This window comes from Microbacterium sp. JB110 (genome assembly GCF_003335195.1).
Classification (GTDB): Bacteria; Actinomycetota; Actinomycetes; order Actinomycetales; family Microbacteriaceae; genus Microbacterium.
On sequence record NZ_QPGM01000002.1, the window covers coordinates 546,070 to 560,556 of the forward strand.

The 14,487-nt window shown below is 68.4% G+C and carries 13 protein-coding genes; 11 read left to right on the top strand and 2 right to left on the bottom strand.

Annotation, left to right across the window (positions count from 1 at the left end; all coding sequences use genetic code 11):
- The first annotated feature begins 28 nt into the window (after positions 1 to 28).
- From CIK77_RS06080 to coaE, 3 genes are read left to right on the top strand one after another with little or no spacing between them, the layout of a single operon-like run.
- A complete protein-coding gene (locus CIK77_RS06080) occupies positions 29 to 1,408 on the top strand; it encodes an alpha/beta hydrolase family protein (RefSeq protein ID WP_087053637.1) in 1,380 nt (459 codons plus the stop codon).
- A 42-nt stretch (positions 1,409 to 1,450) separates the two neighbouring features.
- Positions 1,451 to 1,816 carry a YchJ family protein gene (locus tag CIK77_RS06085; protein WP_087053692.1) on the top strand — a complete coding sequence of 122 codons (366 nt, stop codon included), beginning with the start codon at positions 1,451 to 1,453 and terminating at the stop codon, positions 1,814 to 1,816.
- 33 nt (positions 1,817 to 1,849) lie between these two features.
- Positions 1,850 to 2,443: a dephospho-CoA kinase gene (gene coaE, locus CIK77_RS06090; RefSeq protein ID WP_087053638.1), complete on the top strand. Its 594-nt coding sequence runs from the start codon at positions 1,850 to 1,852 to the stop codon at positions 2,441 to 2,443.
- Positions 2,444 to 2,594: 151 nt separating this feature from the next.
- Here the strand turns inward: coaE and CIK77_RS06095 are convergent, their stop codons facing one another.
- Entirely contained in the window at positions 2,595 to 4,610 is a 2,016-nt protein-coding gene (locus tag CIK77_RS06095; RefSeq protein WP_140403478.1) for an FAD/NAD(P)-binding protein, read from the bottom strand.
- 155 nt (positions 4,611 to 4,765) lie between these two features.
- On the opposite strand from CIK77_RS06095, the gene CIK77_RS06100 reads away from it, so the two are divergent.
- The 7 genes from CIK77_RS06100 (at position 4,766) to uvrB (ending at position 12,912) form a co-directional block, all read left to right on the top strand.
- The gene (locus CIK77_RS06100; RefSeq protein ID WP_087053640.1) at positions 4,766 to 5,920 is read left to right on the top strand and encodes an ABC transporter substrate-binding protein; all 1,155 of its coding nucleotides are present in this window, start codon (positions 4,766 to 4,768) and stop codon (positions 5,918 to 5,920) included.
- A gap of 3 nt (positions 5,921 to 5,923) precedes the next feature.
- Positions 5,924 to 7,870 (top strand): ABC transporter permease, encoded by a 1,947-nt coding sequence (locus CIK77_RS06105; protein ID WP_087053641.1) that lies wholly within the window; start codon positions 5,924 to 5,926, stop codon positions 7,868 to 7,870.
- Entirely contained in the window at positions 7,867 to 8,763 is an 897-nt protein-coding gene (locus CIK77_RS06110) for an ABC transporter ATP-binding protein (protein WP_087053642.1), read from the top strand. Before CIK77_RS06105 ends, CIK77_RS06110 begins: the two co-directional genes overlap by 4 nt.
- The gene (locus tag CIK77_RS06115) at positions 8,760 to 9,530 is read left to right on the top strand and encodes an ABC transporter ATP-binding protein (protein WP_087053643.1); all 771 of its coding nucleotides are present in this window, start codon (positions 8,760 to 8,762) and stop codon (positions 9,528 to 9,530) included. The genes CIK77_RS06110 and CIK77_RS06115 overlap by 4 nt, the downstream gene beginning before the upstream one ends.
- Complete coding sequence (locus tag CIK77_RS06120; RefSeq protein WP_087053644.1) at positions 9,527 to 10,174, top strand: CMD domain protein; 648 nt, start codon at positions 9,527 to 9,529, stop codon at positions 10,172 to 10,174. Before CIK77_RS06115 ends, CIK77_RS06120 begins: the two co-directional genes overlap by 4 nt.
- Positions 10,171 to 10,776: an alkylhydroperoxidase domain protein gene (locus CIK77_RS06125; protein ID WP_087053645.1), complete on the top strand. Its 606-nt coding sequence runs from the start codon at positions 10,171 to 10,173 to the stop codon at positions 10,774 to 10,776. Before CIK77_RS06120 ends, CIK77_RS06125 begins: the two co-directional genes overlap by 4 nt.
- Before the next feature lie 66 nt (positions 10,777 to 10,842).
- The gene (uvrB, locus tag CIK77_RS06130; protein WP_087053646.1) at positions 10,843 to 12,912 is read left to right on the top strand and encodes an excinuclease ABC subunit UvrB; all 2,070 of its coding nucleotides are present in this window, start codon (positions 10,843 to 10,845) and stop codon (positions 12,910 to 12,912) included.
- A gap of 14 nt (positions 12,913 to 12,926) precedes the next feature.
- Here uvrB and serB read toward each other — a convergent pair whose 3' ends face one another.
- Positions 12,927 to 13,559, bottom strand: coding sequence for a phosphoserine phosphatase SerB (gene serB, locus CIK77_RS06135; RefSeq protein ID WP_087053647.1), 633 nt, complete (start codon positions 13,557 to 13,559; stop codon positions 12,927 to 12,929).
- A gap of 39 nt (positions 13,560 to 13,598) precedes the next feature.
- On the opposite strand from serB, the gene CIK77_RS06140 reads away from it, so the two are divergent.
- Positions 13,599 to 14,381 (top strand): ABC transporter ATP-binding protein, encoded by a 783-nt coding sequence (locus CIK77_RS06140; RefSeq protein WP_087053648.1) that lies wholly within the window; start codon positions 13,599 to 13,601, stop codon positions 14,379 to 14,381.
- Positions 14,382 to 14,487: the final 106 nt, after the last annotated feature.

A 14,487-nucleotide genomic window follows, 5' to 3' on the forward strand; every position in this document is an offset into this window, starting at 1 on the left:
GGTGCTGCGTGCCGCAGGAAGGACGAGCATGTCCAGGAACCAGACCATCGCGCGCTCCGTCGGAGCGCTCGCGCTCGCAGTCGCCCTCATGGCGGCACCGAACACCGCCTCGGCGGCCGACCTCGCTCATCCGGCACCGATCAGGGGCGTTCTCAGCTCCGGCGGCGCGTACGTCCTGCACGAGCCCGCGGCGTGGAACGGCACCGTGCTGGTCTGGAGTCCCGGCTATGGGGGCGGCGGTCAGCCGAACGCAGACGCCGCGCCGAGCCAGGAGCTGCTGGACTGGGCGCTCGACGAGGGGTATGCGCTCGCCGGCACCTCCACTCTCGCCGGCGGCTGGAGCGTCGAGGATCTGCAGTCGGACCAGCGCGAACTCGTGGACGTGATCGAGGACGGGCTCGGCGATGCGGATGATGTGATCGCATGGGGCGAGTCCATGGGCGGTCTGACCTCGGCGGCGCTCATGGAGGCTCATCCGGACGTCTTCGATGCCGCACTGCCGCTGTGCGGGTCGGTCGCAGGAGCGGTGCCGATGCTCAACGGCGCGCTCGACGGCACCTTCGTGTTCAAGGAGCTGATCGCTCCGGATGACGATGCCATGGAACTCGTGCACGTCGAAGACGAATCGGCGCGACAGGCGGCGTTCGCCGCCGCGATCGAGCGGGCGCAGTCGACGTCAGAGGGTCGAGCGAGGCTGGCGCTCGCCGCGAGCGTCGCGCAGATTCCGACCTGGACGCAGCCGGATGACGAGCGCCCGGGCAGGCACGACATCCGGGAGCAGCAGGAGCAGCTCTACGCGGCCTTCCAATGGGGTGTCGTATCGCCACGGCAGCCGCTCGAGGAGCGGGCGGGCGGCAACTTCTCGTGGAACACCGGCGTCGACTACGGCCGCTCGCTGATCCATTCCGGCAACGCACGCCTCGTGCGGGAGCTGTACCGCGAGGCCGGGGTGTCGCTGCGTGATGACCTCGGCGCCCTCGCACGTGCGGAGCGCATCTCGGCCGACCCGCGTGCTGTGGCGTACATGCGGCAGAATGCGACGCCGACCGGTGAGATCTCCGGGCCCGTACTGACCGTGCACCAGACCGGCGACACGGCCCCGACCGCGGCACAGGCCGGCACCTACGCCGACCGCGTCAGGTCCGCCGGTGCCGCACCGCTGCTGAGGCAGACGTTCATCGATGTTCCGGGCCACTGCGGCTACGCCGACGCACAGGTGGCGGCTCTGCTCACCGCGCTCCAGACCCGCCTCGACACCGGTCGCTGGGGTGCGACGACCACCGCGAAAGCGCTGAACGCCTCGGCCGAACGGATCTCGGCGGATTCCGGACTCGATCAAGGTGATGATCCGTTCGCGCGCTATGCGCCGGACCGGATGCTGCGCCCCGAACGGGGCACCGACGGATGACGAGGGCGCACCTCGCCGCGATGTCGGGGCACAATGGACGGCATGGAGACATGTCCGTGCGGCGGCGGAGCCTATCGGGACTGCTGCGGCCCGCTGCACGAGGGGAAGCGCAGCGCGCAGACGCCGGAGAAGCTGATGCGGTCGCGGTACTCGGCCTTCGCGAAGGGCGATCCGTTCTACCTCGCCCGCACCTGGCATCCGCGTACGCGTCCTGACGACGTGGGCCTCGACGCCGACATCCGGTGGACGGGGCTGACGATCAGCGGATCGAGCGATGACGGCGAGACCGGAACGGTGGACTTCATCGCCGCATACGAGAACCAAAACGGTGTAGGTGAGCTGCGCGAGCACTCGCGCTTCGTCCGGCGTGCGGGTCGCTGGGTGTACGTCGACGGCGATCAGGGCTGACGACAGGGCGCAGCCTCGGCCTAGACTCGGATCATGCCGCTCATCGCGCTCACCGGAGGTATCGCGTCGGGGAAGTCGACGATCGCGAGGAGGCTCGCCGAACACGGTGCCGTCGTGGTCGACGCCGATGCGACGGTCCGCGAGCTGCAGCAGCCAGGCACGCCGGTCACGCACGCCATCGGCGAGGCGTTCCCCGGTGTCGTGGCTGCCGACGGCGGCCTCGATCGCGCCGCGCTCGGCTCGGTTGTATTCGGCGACCCGAATGCTCTCGCGCGGCTGAACGCGATCGTGCATCCCGCCGTGAAGCAGGAGACGCAGCGGCGCTTCGCGGAGGCCTTCGCCGCCGATCCGGACGCCGTGGTCGTCTATGACGTGCCGCTGCTGGCCGAGGCGCGCGGCACGGGGGAGTGGGACCTCGTCGTGGTCGCCGACGCGCCTGCGGACGAGCGGGCGGCACGGCTCGTCTCGGAACGCGGCATGAGCGAAGCCGATGCGCGGGCGCGCATCGCCAATCAGGTCGACGACGCCGAACGCCGTGCCATCGCCGACGTCGTGATCGACACATCAGGCGCGCTCGAGGACACCATTCGCGGTGCCGATGCCCTGTGGGCGCGGGTCACGGGCTGAAGGCGAACACAACGCAGTCGGTCTGCGCGCACCCGGTGCGACCGCCGGAATCGTGCGTACGCTCGACTCGGACATCCGGAACCGACTGCGTTGTGCTCCGGCAGTGCTGTGCAGCGGGGGCGACCACCAGCGTGTCCCGCCGCGCCGGACGTCAGCCGCCCCTGGCGGATCGCAGCAGGCTGCGGGCGACGCGGTCCGTCTCACGCAGCATCGTCGCATCGGCGCCCGGCATGGGGCTGATGATCGCGTCGTGCATGGTCTCGTCGACAGGAATGCCCGCGATATGGAACGCTCGGTCGACCGTGCCGTCTGCGCGGATGAGCCGCCCCGTGCCAGGGTCGATGTCGACTCCGCCTGTCGCTACGTCGTCGCCGTCGCGCGACGACACCTCGAAGGGGCGGATGCGACCCGCATCGTTCAGCGACCGGATGAGCGGGTCGGCGCTGCGGCCGACGTCGTGGAACCGCATCAGAGCGTCGATCAGCACGGGCGCCGTCACATCGGCACCGGTCACAGCGGATGTCGCACGGAAGCCGTCGGCGTCGGCCTCAATGCCGGCGGCCGGGCCGATGAAGCGCACCAGCCCCGCCTCGTGCAGCGCAAGCAGCTGACGGTTGCGGAACGCCGGCGGCCCGGAGCCTGCGTGGTTGCCGATCGCCTGGAACCGCGCCTGCCCGCCCCAGCGCGACTCAGCGTCGAAGCCGCCGAACGCGCCTGCCCTGTAAGCCACGCCGCGCGCTGACGCGACGGTCCACAGGGCGGCCTTCACCGGACTGTCCGCGCCTCGCTCGGCCTCGCGCAGGTCGTCCGCGACGAAGCGTGTCGCCCATTCGTCGAACTCGTCGGGCCCGGAGAACCGGATGTCGTGGCCGGGGGAGATCACCGCCCCGAGATCGAGGCGATCGTCGGGATCCGGGACGAAAGGTGCGACGGCCTCAGCGAGGGCGGTCACGATCGGGGAGCGGGCCGGATCGCCGGCATCCGGATGACCGCTGCCTGCCGCGATGTCGACGCCGTCGATCGCCGCGAGGGCGCCGTCGAGGTCGATGGCGCCCGGCTTCACACGATGGAGCGTCGTACCGTGGGCGCAGTAGGCGTCCTTGGCGATCAGAGGCCACAGCTCGCGGTCGAAGTCGATCGGGCGCGGGTGCGCCGACCAGTCGACGCTTCGCGCGTAGCGCAGTTCGGCCTTCGGCGGCAGCGAGCCGTAGAGGGTCTTGGCGCGGTAGGGCACGCCACGGTTCGAGGTGACGAGCAGGCGGGGCTCTCTGCCAGACGGTTCGTACCGCAGCCCCCACGGCATCTCGCCGTCGGCGACGAAGCGCCCGCCGCGCTCCACCGTGAGAAGCGCCATGGCATCGAAGAAGCCCATCCCGACGCCGCGGACGATCGCGTCGGAGCCGTCAGGCACCTCGACGAGGTTCTGATCGACGGGGCTTCCCTGCCGCACCCACACCAGCGCGGGGCTCGCCGTCACCGCATCGGCCAGCTCCGCCTCGTGCCACGGGGGCGCAGAATGAAGCCATCCGGTGGCGGCGACGACAGCGTCCGCCTCGATCCGCTCACCCGATCTGAGGGAGAGAACCTGCCTGCCTCCCCGCTCAGAGACGCCCGTGACTCGATCCGTGTGCTCGTGCACGCGCACGTCATTCGGGGCAGCGGCGACGGCGCGCCCCCAGCACCAGCGGATGTACTCGCCGTAGAGGGGCCTGCTGGGGTGCGACTCCGGGCGCTGCGCCTCGAGCTCGTCGCGGTACTCCTCGACGAAGCCCTCGCGCACCGGATGAGACTCGAACACCCGCACGCGCCCCGGATCGACGCCGCCGATGCGGCGACGGACCTCGTCGGTCGGCACGGCATCCGGCATCCCGTGTGAGAGCGCGAGCTGGCACCACTCGTACATCGTGGGCCCCTGCCTGACCGGACCAGCCATCGTCACCGACTCGTCGGTGAAGAGTGTGACGGCATCGGCGAGGGTGTTCATGCACAGCTCGCGGGTCTGATCGGTGCGCCACACCCGGCCCGCGCCGATCTGCGTGTCGTCGATGATGTGCACGTCGAGCGGTCGAGGGCCGAGCTCGCCGAGGTTCGCGACCATCCGGTCGAGAAGGAGAACGCCTCGGGGGCCGCCCCCGACGATCGCGATGGCGGGTCGGCTGGAGGTCATCGCTCCATTCTCCCGCGGCCCTGGCGCGTCGGTGCGCACCGCGCGGATCGTGTCGTCGTGTTTCGTCACGCCGCGACATCGAGCCAGCGCATGGGGGAAGATAGTACCTACGTCTTTAGCTACGACGTGGCATCCGATCCCGAAGAAGGACCATCATGACGAAGCGTTTCCGCGCGGCCGCCGCAGCCGTAATCGCCGCCTCTGCCCTCGCCGCGACGGCCTGTGCTGCCGGCGACGGCTCGTCCGGCGGTTCCTCCGACGACCCGATCGTGCTCGGTGCCTCGGGCCCGCTCACGGGCAACCAGGCCGAGTACGGCAAGAACTGGCAGGAGGGCTTCCAGATCGCCCTCGACGAGATCAACGGCGACGGCGGCGTGAACGGTCGCGATGTCGAGATCAAGTTCGAGGACAGCCAGGGCGAGGCCAGCCAGGCCACCACGATCGCGCAGCGCTTCGTCAGCGATGACAGCGTCCTCGCCGTGATGGGCGACTTCTCGTCGGCGACGTCGATGGTTGCGAGCCCGCTGTATCAGCGCGGCGGCCTGACCCAGCTCGGCATCACCAACTCGCACCCCGACTTCACCACGACCGGTGACTACATCTTCGCCACCTCGATCACACAGGAGGTCGAGGGCCGCGAGGTCGCCACCAAGACAGGCACCCTCGGCGAGAACATCGCGGTGTTCTACCTGAACACCGACTGGGGCACGACGGCATTCGACGTGATCGAGGACCAGATCGCTGAGGACGGCAACAACCTCGTGTACTCGACGGGCGTCGAGGAGGAGTCGACGGACTTCCGTCCCCAGCTCATCGAGGCGCGCGACGCGGGCGCGGACGTGGTGCTCTACTACACGTACTACTCGTCGACGGCACTGCTGGCCAAGCAGGCAGACCAGGTGGGGCTCGACGTTCCGGAGGTCGCGGTGAGCTCCAACTACTCGCCGGAGCTGCTCGACCTCGGCGGGGAGGCCGTCGAGGACGTCTACCTCAACACGGTCTTCTTCCCCGGCGCCGATGACCCGGCCGTGACCGATTTCGTGACCAGGTTCAACGACGAGTTCGGCTACGACCCCAACTCGTTCGCCGCCTACGCCTACGACGGCGTGAAGCAGCTCGCCTGGGCCGCAGAGAATGCGGAGACACCGGATCGCGACGGCCTCCGCAACGCCCTCGCCGACGGAAGCGACATCCCCTCGGTCATCTTCGGCCCGACCACGTTCAACGACGAGCGCCGCATCGACGACCCGACCTTCACCTGGCTCCAGGTGCAGGACGGCGACTTCGTTCAGACCGACGACCTGAACTGACGCATGCTCGACACACTCGTCGCCGGGCTCATCAACGGCAACGCCTATGCGCTCGTCGCGCTCGGGCTGTCGCTGGTGATCGGCGTTGCGAACGTCGTCAACTTCGCACAGGGCTCGCTGTTCGCCGTCGGTGCGATGGTGGGCTGGTGGGTCACCACGACCATGGGCATGCCGCTGTGGGCCGCCGCGCTCGCTGCGATCGTCGTGACCGGTGCGCTCGGCTGGGTGATCAACCTCGTCGCGGTGCGCCCGTTCGCGGGGCGCGCGCCCATCGCGGCCGTGCTGTCGACGATCGCGGTGATGATCATCCTGGACAACCTCGTGCAGGTCGTCTTCGGGCCGCAGGTGCGCCCATTCGAGACCGGACTGCCGGATGTCAGGCTCCAGGTGGGCGGCATCTCGATCGGACTGATCGATGTGATCATCCTGGCCACAGGGATCATCCTGATGGTGGCGCTCTCACTCGTGCTCCGGTTCACCAAGCTGGGCCGTGCGGTGCGCGCCACGAGCCAGGATCGCGATGCGGCCGCGCAGATGGGGGTTCCCGTCCGTCGCGTGCAGGCGTTGGCCTTCATCGTCGCCTCAGCCCTCGGTGGTCTCGCGGGTGTTCTCGTCGCGGCGTACTTCGGCACGATCGCCCCCACGCAGGGCTTCCAGATCGGCATCGCCGGCATCGCCGCGGCGACGCTCGGAGGGCTCGGCTCGCTGCTCGGTGCCGTGGTGGGCGGCTGGATCCTCGGCGTGCTCGAGGCGATCGGCGTGAGCTTCTGGGGCGACTCCGTGCGTCAGCTGATCACCTTCGGTGCGCTGCTTCTCGTGCTCTGGATCCGCCCAGAGGGCATCTTCGGCAAGAAGACCGTGAAACGAGAACCGCTCACCGGAACCTTCTTCTCGCAGGGGCGCGCGATCGTGATGCGATGGTGGCAGATCGCGATCCTCGTCGTGCTCGCCGCGCTGCCGATCATTCCAGGGATCTTCTCCGGCTACACCACTCAGGTGGGCATCCAGGTGATCGCGTTCTCGATGATCGCGCTGTCGATGACGGTCATCGGCGGAGCGGCCGGCCAGCTCTCCCTCGGGCAGGCCGGTGCCGTCGCGATCGGTGCCTACGCGGCCGCGCTGCTGATGAAGAGCGCCGGACTTCCGTTCCTCGTGGTGGTCATCCTCGCCGGTCTCATCTCCGCGGTACTGGTATCACTGCTCGCAGCGCCGAGCTGGCGCCTGTCCGGCCACTATCCGGCGATCGCCACGCTCGCCACGGGCGCGGGGATCTCGGCGCTCATCCTGTTCGCCGAACCGCTCACCGGCGGCGGATCCGGGATCTCACTGATCCCGTTCATGGACGTGTTCGGCTACGAGCTCACCTCGACCAGCGAGATCTACGCCATCGGCCTCGTGCTGCTGCTCGCGCTGGTGCTGATCGTATGGCGCCTCGGAGGCTCGCACATCGGCCGCTACTGGCGGGCGATCCGCGACGACGAGGTCGCCGCGCGATCGGCGGGCATCGCGGCTCCGCAGTACAAGTCGCTCGCCTTCGGCGTCGGAGGCTTCATCGCCGGCGTCGCCGGCGCGTACTGGGCAGGACAGTACGGCTACCTCGAGCCGCGCATCTTCGACCCGATGCTGTCGTTCCAGATCGTCACGATCGCCGTGCTCGGCTCGATGCTGCGGCCGTTCGGCGCGATCGTCGGATCGGTGATCCTCGTCGGAGGGCTGGAAGTGTTCCGCTTCAGTGCGGAATGGCGCCTGGTGATCTACGGCGTGATCCTGCTCCTGCTCGTCCGGTTCCGTCCCGAGGGGCTCTGGACGGTTCCGCGCTGGCTCGAGCGTCTCCGCGCGCGCCGATCCGACCCGAACGCCCACGTCGCCGCGACGGCGTCGTCCCATACCGTGGGAACCCTCAGTGCCTCGGGCGACGCGGAGCCCGCCGAGAAGGGGAGCGAGCGATGACCCGGATCCTCGAGGTGTCAGGTCTGACCCGCCGTTTCGGCGCGCTCAGAGCCGTGGACGAATCCTCCTTCCACGTCGACGAGGGCGAGGTGGTCAGCATCATCGGCCCGAACGGATCGGGCAAGACGACGACGATCAACCTGCTCAGCGGCGAGCTGAAGCCCGACGGCGGTGCCATCCGATTCCGCGGCCGCGACCTCGCTGGTCTGAGCGCCGACCGGATCGCGGGCGAGGGGCTGCGCCGCACCTTCCAGAACGGCCGTGTGTTCGCCAACGCCACAGTCGAGGAGAATGTGCTGATCGGTCAGGCGCCGCTCGCACGCGCGACGGCACCGCTGAAACCGCTGCGCCGGATGCCGATCATCCGGTGGGCGGCGCTCGTCGTCGAGACCGTGCTGGCGATCGTGGGCACGCCGGCGCAGCGCAGGGAGGAGCGCGAGCGGCAGCAGCGCGCCGAGACGCAGCTCGAACGCTTCGGCCAGCGTCTGCTGCCGCGGCGCGATCACCCGGCGTGGACGCTGTCGTATGCGAACCGCAGGCGCACCGAGATCGCGCGGGCGCTCGCCTCCGATCCGGAGCTGCTGCTCCTCGACGAGCCGACGGCCGGCATGAACACGGCGGAGACCCAGGAGGTCATGCACCAGCTGCTCGATCTCAAGGCGCAGGGGCAGACGATCCTGCTCGTCGAGCACAAGCTCGATCTGGTGATGTCCGTATCGGATCGGATCATCGTGATGGACGGCGGCCAGGTGATCGCCGAGGGCACGCCTGTCGAGATCCAGAACGATGAGCGTGTGATCGAGGCGTACCTGGGCAAGCGGCGCGGCACCATCGCCGCACGCACGCACGACGTCGCCTCGGCCGTGCTCGATGACGAAGGCGAGGCACGATGAACACGCTTCTGGACGTTCAGAACGTCGATGTCTACTACGGCGAGTTCCACGCCCTGCAGAACGTCAGCTACACGATCGGCGAGGGAGAGATCGTCTCTCTCCTCGGAGGCAATGCGTCAGGCAAGTCCACGACGATGAAGACGATCCTCCGCCTCGTCGACGTTCGCTCAGGCGACATCCGGTTCGACGGTCGCAGCATCACGAAGTCCTCGACGGCCGAAGTCGTGCGCACAGGCATCGCCAGCGTGCCAGAGGCGCGGCGGGTGTTTCCCGAGATGTCGATCGAGGAGAACCTGCTCGTGGGCGCCTACACCAGGCGCGGCGGTGCGGACCTGAAGGCCGACCTGGAGACGCAGTACGAGATGTTCCCCAAGCTCGCGCAGCGGCGGCGCCAGATGGCGGGCACCATGTCAGGCGGCGAACAGCAGATGCTCGCGTTCGCGAGGGCGCTGATGTCGAAGCCGCGGCTGATCTGCATGGACGAGCCGACCATGGGCCTGGCGCCCATCGTGGTCGACCAGGTGCTCGAGTCGATCCAGCGCATCAACCGGGAGCTCGGCGTCGCCGTCTTCATGGTCGAGCAGGCGGCCGAGCTGGCGCTGTCGATCGCGCACCGCGGCTACGTTCTGGTCAACGGCGTCGTCAGGCTGGAGGGATCGGCGCGCGAGCTGCTCGCCGATCCGGAGATCCGGGAGGCCTATCTCGGTCAGAGTGCTGAGGAACAGGATCCGGATGATTCACGACCGCAGAGAAAGGACGATCGATGACTGACGTGGTCGATTCCATCGTCGGCGTGCGCCCAGGGGACGCACTCGACGCGCTCCGTGCGCGCAGGCCGGAAGCCAGGCGCAACGCCCAAGCGGCGTACGAGGCGCTGTTCGTCGGCGTCGACGAGACGCATGCGAGCCTCGCCGAGCGGCGCGCCGTCGGCCTGTTCGTCGCGCTGCTGCATCGTCAGTCGGCGGTGGCGGAGCACTACGGCGATCTGCTCTCCGAACAGGACGAGGAGCTCGCAGAAGCAGTGGCGGGCGCGTCGGACGACGGTGAGGCGGAGGGGCCGTACGGCGGGTTCGACGGACCGCTGGCCGACGAGTCGGTCGAGGGCCCCACCTATCGCGTCGCCGACCGCGCGGCGATGGGGGAGAGGCTCAGCGCAGCGCTCGAGCACGCGCACCTGCTGACGTTCCACCCGCGCGACGCGAAGCGAGAGCACCTGCAGGCGCTCCTCGACGCCGGATGGACGACGACGGGCGCCGTCACGCTGTCGCAGCTGATCGCCTTCCTCGCCTTCCAGATCCGGCTCGTGCACGGTCTGGCCGTGCTCGGCCGCCGCGGCGTGAGCGTGTCCGACATCGATGCAGACCGGCTGGCTGCGGCGACTGCCGCGGCTCAGGAAGGGGAGGAAGCATGAGCGAGCAGCTGGCGCCGCAGCGCGACGTGAACGTGCCAGAGGAGTTCACGCAGGAGATCCTCGGCTGGGTGTCGTGGCTCGAGCCCGTGGCGGAAGCCGACCTCACCGAAGAGCAGTATGAGGCGATGATCCAGCGCGGTCGCGCCAAACAGGAGTACTTCCGCCTGCTCGCTCACGATCCCGCAGTGCTGCTACACCGCACGCGGGCGGACTTCGACATCTTCTTCAACAAGGCCGCGGGGCTCCCGCGCGCCGATCGCGAGATCGCGGCGGCGGCGGCGTCGCGCCTGAACGGATGCGTCTACTGCGCCTCCGTGCACGCCAGGTTCGCCTCGCACCACGCGAAGCGCACCGACGACGTGCAGCGGCTGCTGGACGATGGCGTATCTGCCCGCACGGATGCCCGCTGGGATGCGATCGTCGATGCGACCGTCGCGCTCACCGAGACGCCGAGCGCGTTCGACGAGTCGACCCTCGACGCTCTCGCGGACGCGGGGCTGGGCGACGACGAGGTGTACGACGTCATCCTTGCCGGCGGGTTCTTCAACTGGGCGAACCGCCTGATGCTGACGCTCGGGGAGCCGGAGCTCCCGCAGAAGTGACACTCGGCGCCGGGCCCGTATACGGGCCCGGCGCCGAGTGTCGGTGGTGGGGCATAGCCTGGAAGCATGCAGACGACGCGGAGCGTGCGCCCCTTCGAAGTGGTCAGTGAGTATGAGCCGAGCGGTGATCAGCCCAAGGCGATTGCGGAGCTGGCCGCCCGCATCAACGCGGGCGAGACGGATGTCGTGCTGCTGGGCGCGACCGGAACAGGCAAGTCTGCGACGACGGCCTGGCTGATCGAGCAGGTGCAGCGTCCGACGCTGGTGCTCTCGCACAACAAGACGCTTGCGGCTCAGCTGGCGAATGAGTTCCGCGACCTGATGCCGAACAACGCGGTCGAGTACTTCGTGTCGTACTACGACTACTACCAGCCTGAGGCCTACGTTCCGCAGACCGATACCTTCATCGAGAAGGACAGCTCGGTCAACGCAGAGGTCGAGCGACTGCGACACTCGACCACGAACTCGCTGCTCAGCAGACGCGACACGGTCGTGGTGAGCACTGTGTCGTGCATCTACGGCCTGGGTTCGCCCGAGGAGTATCTGCGTGCACTCGTTGCGCTGCAGGTCGGCGAGCGCTACGACCGTGATGCGATCATCCGGCACTTCATCGCCATGCAGTACAACCGCAACGATGTCGACTTCTCCCGCGGAAACTTCCGTGTGCGCGGCGACACGATCGAGATCATTCCCGTGTACGAGGAGCATGCGATCCGGATCGAACTGTTCGGCGACGAGATCGAGGCGCTCTACCGGCTGCACCCTCTGACGGGCGACGTGATCGACCGGCTCGATGCGGTCGCGATCTTCCCCGCAACGCACTACGCAGCGGGCACAGACACCATCCAGCGCGCGATCAAGACGATCGAAGACGAGCTGCGCGAGCGGCTCGCAGAGTTGAACGCGCAGAACAAGCTGCTCGAGGCGCAGCGTCTGCAGATGCGCACGCAGTTCGATCTCGAGATGCTCCAGCAGATCGGGTTCTGCTCCGGCATCGAGAACTACTCCAGGCACCTCGATCAGCGCGAAGCGGGGGAACCGCCGCACACTTTGCTTGACTTCTTCCCCGACGACTTCCTGCTCGTCATCGACGAGTCGCACGTGACAGTGCCTCAGATCGGCGCCATGTACGAAGGCGACGCTTCGCGCAAGCGCACACTCGTCGAGCACGGCTTCCGGCTGCCGAGCGCGCTCGACAACCGGCCGCTGCGGTGGGACGAATTCAAGGAGCGCATCGGACAGGCCGTGTACCTCTCGGCGACGCCCGGAAAGTACGAGATGGGCATTGCAGACGGTGTGGTCGAACAGATCATCCGCCCCACCGGGCTGGTCGATCCGGAGATCGTGGTGAAGCCGTCGAAGGGGCAGATCGACGACCTGCTCGAAGAGATCAGGGTGCGCTCGGAGCGAGACGAGCGCGTGCTCGTGACGACGCTGACGAAGAAGATGGCGGAGGAGCTGACCGACTTCCTCGAGGAGCACGGCGTGCGGGTGCGCTACCTGCATTCCGACGTCGACACGCTGCGCCGCGTCGAGCTGCTGACGGAGCTCCGCCAAGGAGTCTTCGATGTGCTCGTCGGCATCAACCTGCTGCGTGAGGGGCTCGACCTTCCCGAGGTGTCGCTCGTGGCGATCCTCGACGCCGACAAGGAGGGGTTCCTGCGCTCGAGCACATCGCTGATCCAGACGATCGGGCGCGCGGCGCGCAACGTCTCCGGCCAAGTGCACATGTACGCCGACGTGATGACCGATTCGCTCACCAAGGCGATCGAGGAGACGGACAGGCGTCGCGAGATCCAGGTGGCGTACAACCTCGAGAACGGCATCGACCCGCAGCCGCTGCGGAAGAAGATCGCCGACATCACCGATCAGCTCACACGTGAGGAGGCAGACACGGCTGAGCTGCTGTCCAAGCGCGGCGGTGCGAGCGGCAAGGGCAAAGCGCCGACGCCTACTAGGCGCGAAGGCATCGCGGCGGAGGGCGCCGAGCAGGTCGAGCAGATGATCGCCGACCTGACGCAGCAGATGCTCACGGCCGCCGGCGAGCTGAAATTCGAACTCGCCGGCCGCCTGCGCGATGAGGTGCAGGACCTGAAGAAGGAGCTGCGCGCCATGGAGCGCGCCGGTCACGCCTGACTCGCTGACAGACGTCAGGGGAGGAGCGGGATGACCTCGCGCAGGTCGACGGGGCCGATCACGAGAGGGGCCTCGGCGCGCACGCGGGGCTTGGCGTTGAAGGCCAGACCGAGGCCGGCTGCCGCGATCATCTTGAGATCGTTGGCGCCGTCGCCGATCGCGATCGTGCGGGTGAGCGGCACGCCGCGCTCGGATGCCCACTCGGCGAGATGATGCGCCTTGGCGTCGGCGTCGACGATATCGCCGGAGACGTTCCCGGTGAGCACACCGTCGCGCACTTCGAGGCGGTTCGCCCGCCACACGTCGACGCCGAGCGTCGGGGCGAGCGAATCGAGGATCTCGTGGAAGCCGCCGGAGACGACGCCGACGGCGCCGCCGCGCTCGTGCACCGCCGCGGTCAGCTCCCGCACGCCGGGTGTCGGTTCGATGCGAGAGAGCACCCGCTCGAAGGCGCGCGTCGGCACCCCGGCAAGGGCCTGCACACGGGAGCGCAGGCTCGTCGCGAAATCGGTCTCGCCGCGCATCGCCGCCTCGGTCGCTGCGGCGACCTCGGCGCCGCGACCGGCCTCGTCCGCGATCAGTTCGATGACCTCATTGCGGATGAGAGTCGAATCGGCATCAAGAACCACCAGAAAGCGCGTCGTCACAGACAAAGACCCTACCGGCACGCGGGTAGGGTGAAAGGCATGGCAAGCGTGCTCGAGTTCTCCGATGTCGTCGTCCGTCGCGGGGGAAGGAACATCGTCGATGAACTCGACTGGTCGGTGAACGATGACGAGCGCTGGGTCGTGCTCGGCCCGAATGGTGCGGGCAAGACCACGTTGCTGCAGCTCGCCGACACCTTCATGCACCCCACCTCGGGCGACGTCACGATTCTCGGCGAGACGCTCGGCAAGACCAACGTCTTCGAGCTGCGCCCGCGTATCGGGTTCACCTCGTCGTCCCTCGCACGCCGCGTACCGGCAGATGAGACGGTGCTGAACGTCGTCATGACCGCGGCGTACTCGGTGCTCGGGCGCTGGAACGAGGAGTACGAGGGCATCGACGAGGAGCGCGCCCGCGAGGTGCTGCGCGACTGGGCGCTCGATCATCTCGCCGACCGCGTGTTCGGCACGCTCAGCGACGGCGAGCGCAAGCGGGTCATGATCGCACGAGCGATCATGACCGATCCGGAGCTGCTCCTGCTCGACGAGCCCAGCGCCAGCCTCGACCTCGGGTCCCGCGAGGTGCTGCTGGGCCTGCTTTCGACGTTCGCCAAGTCGCCGCTGACGCCCGCGATGGTGATGGTCACGCACCACGTCGAGGAGATTCCGCCAGGATTCACCCATGTGCTGCTGCTGCGCGAGGGCCGTACCGTCGCCGCCGGCCCGATCGCCGAGACGCTCACGCGTGAGAACCTCACCGAAGCGTTCGGCATGCAGATCGCGTTGGCCGAGGCCGGCGGACGCTACGCCGCCCGCGCCTACTGAACGGCGCGCAGGCACTGCGCTGACTGCGTCGTCCTCGTCGGCGCATTCATCTGCGTCTTCCTTGTCCGCCTTTTCTGCGCCGCATCGGTGACGAACCGCTCAGGCG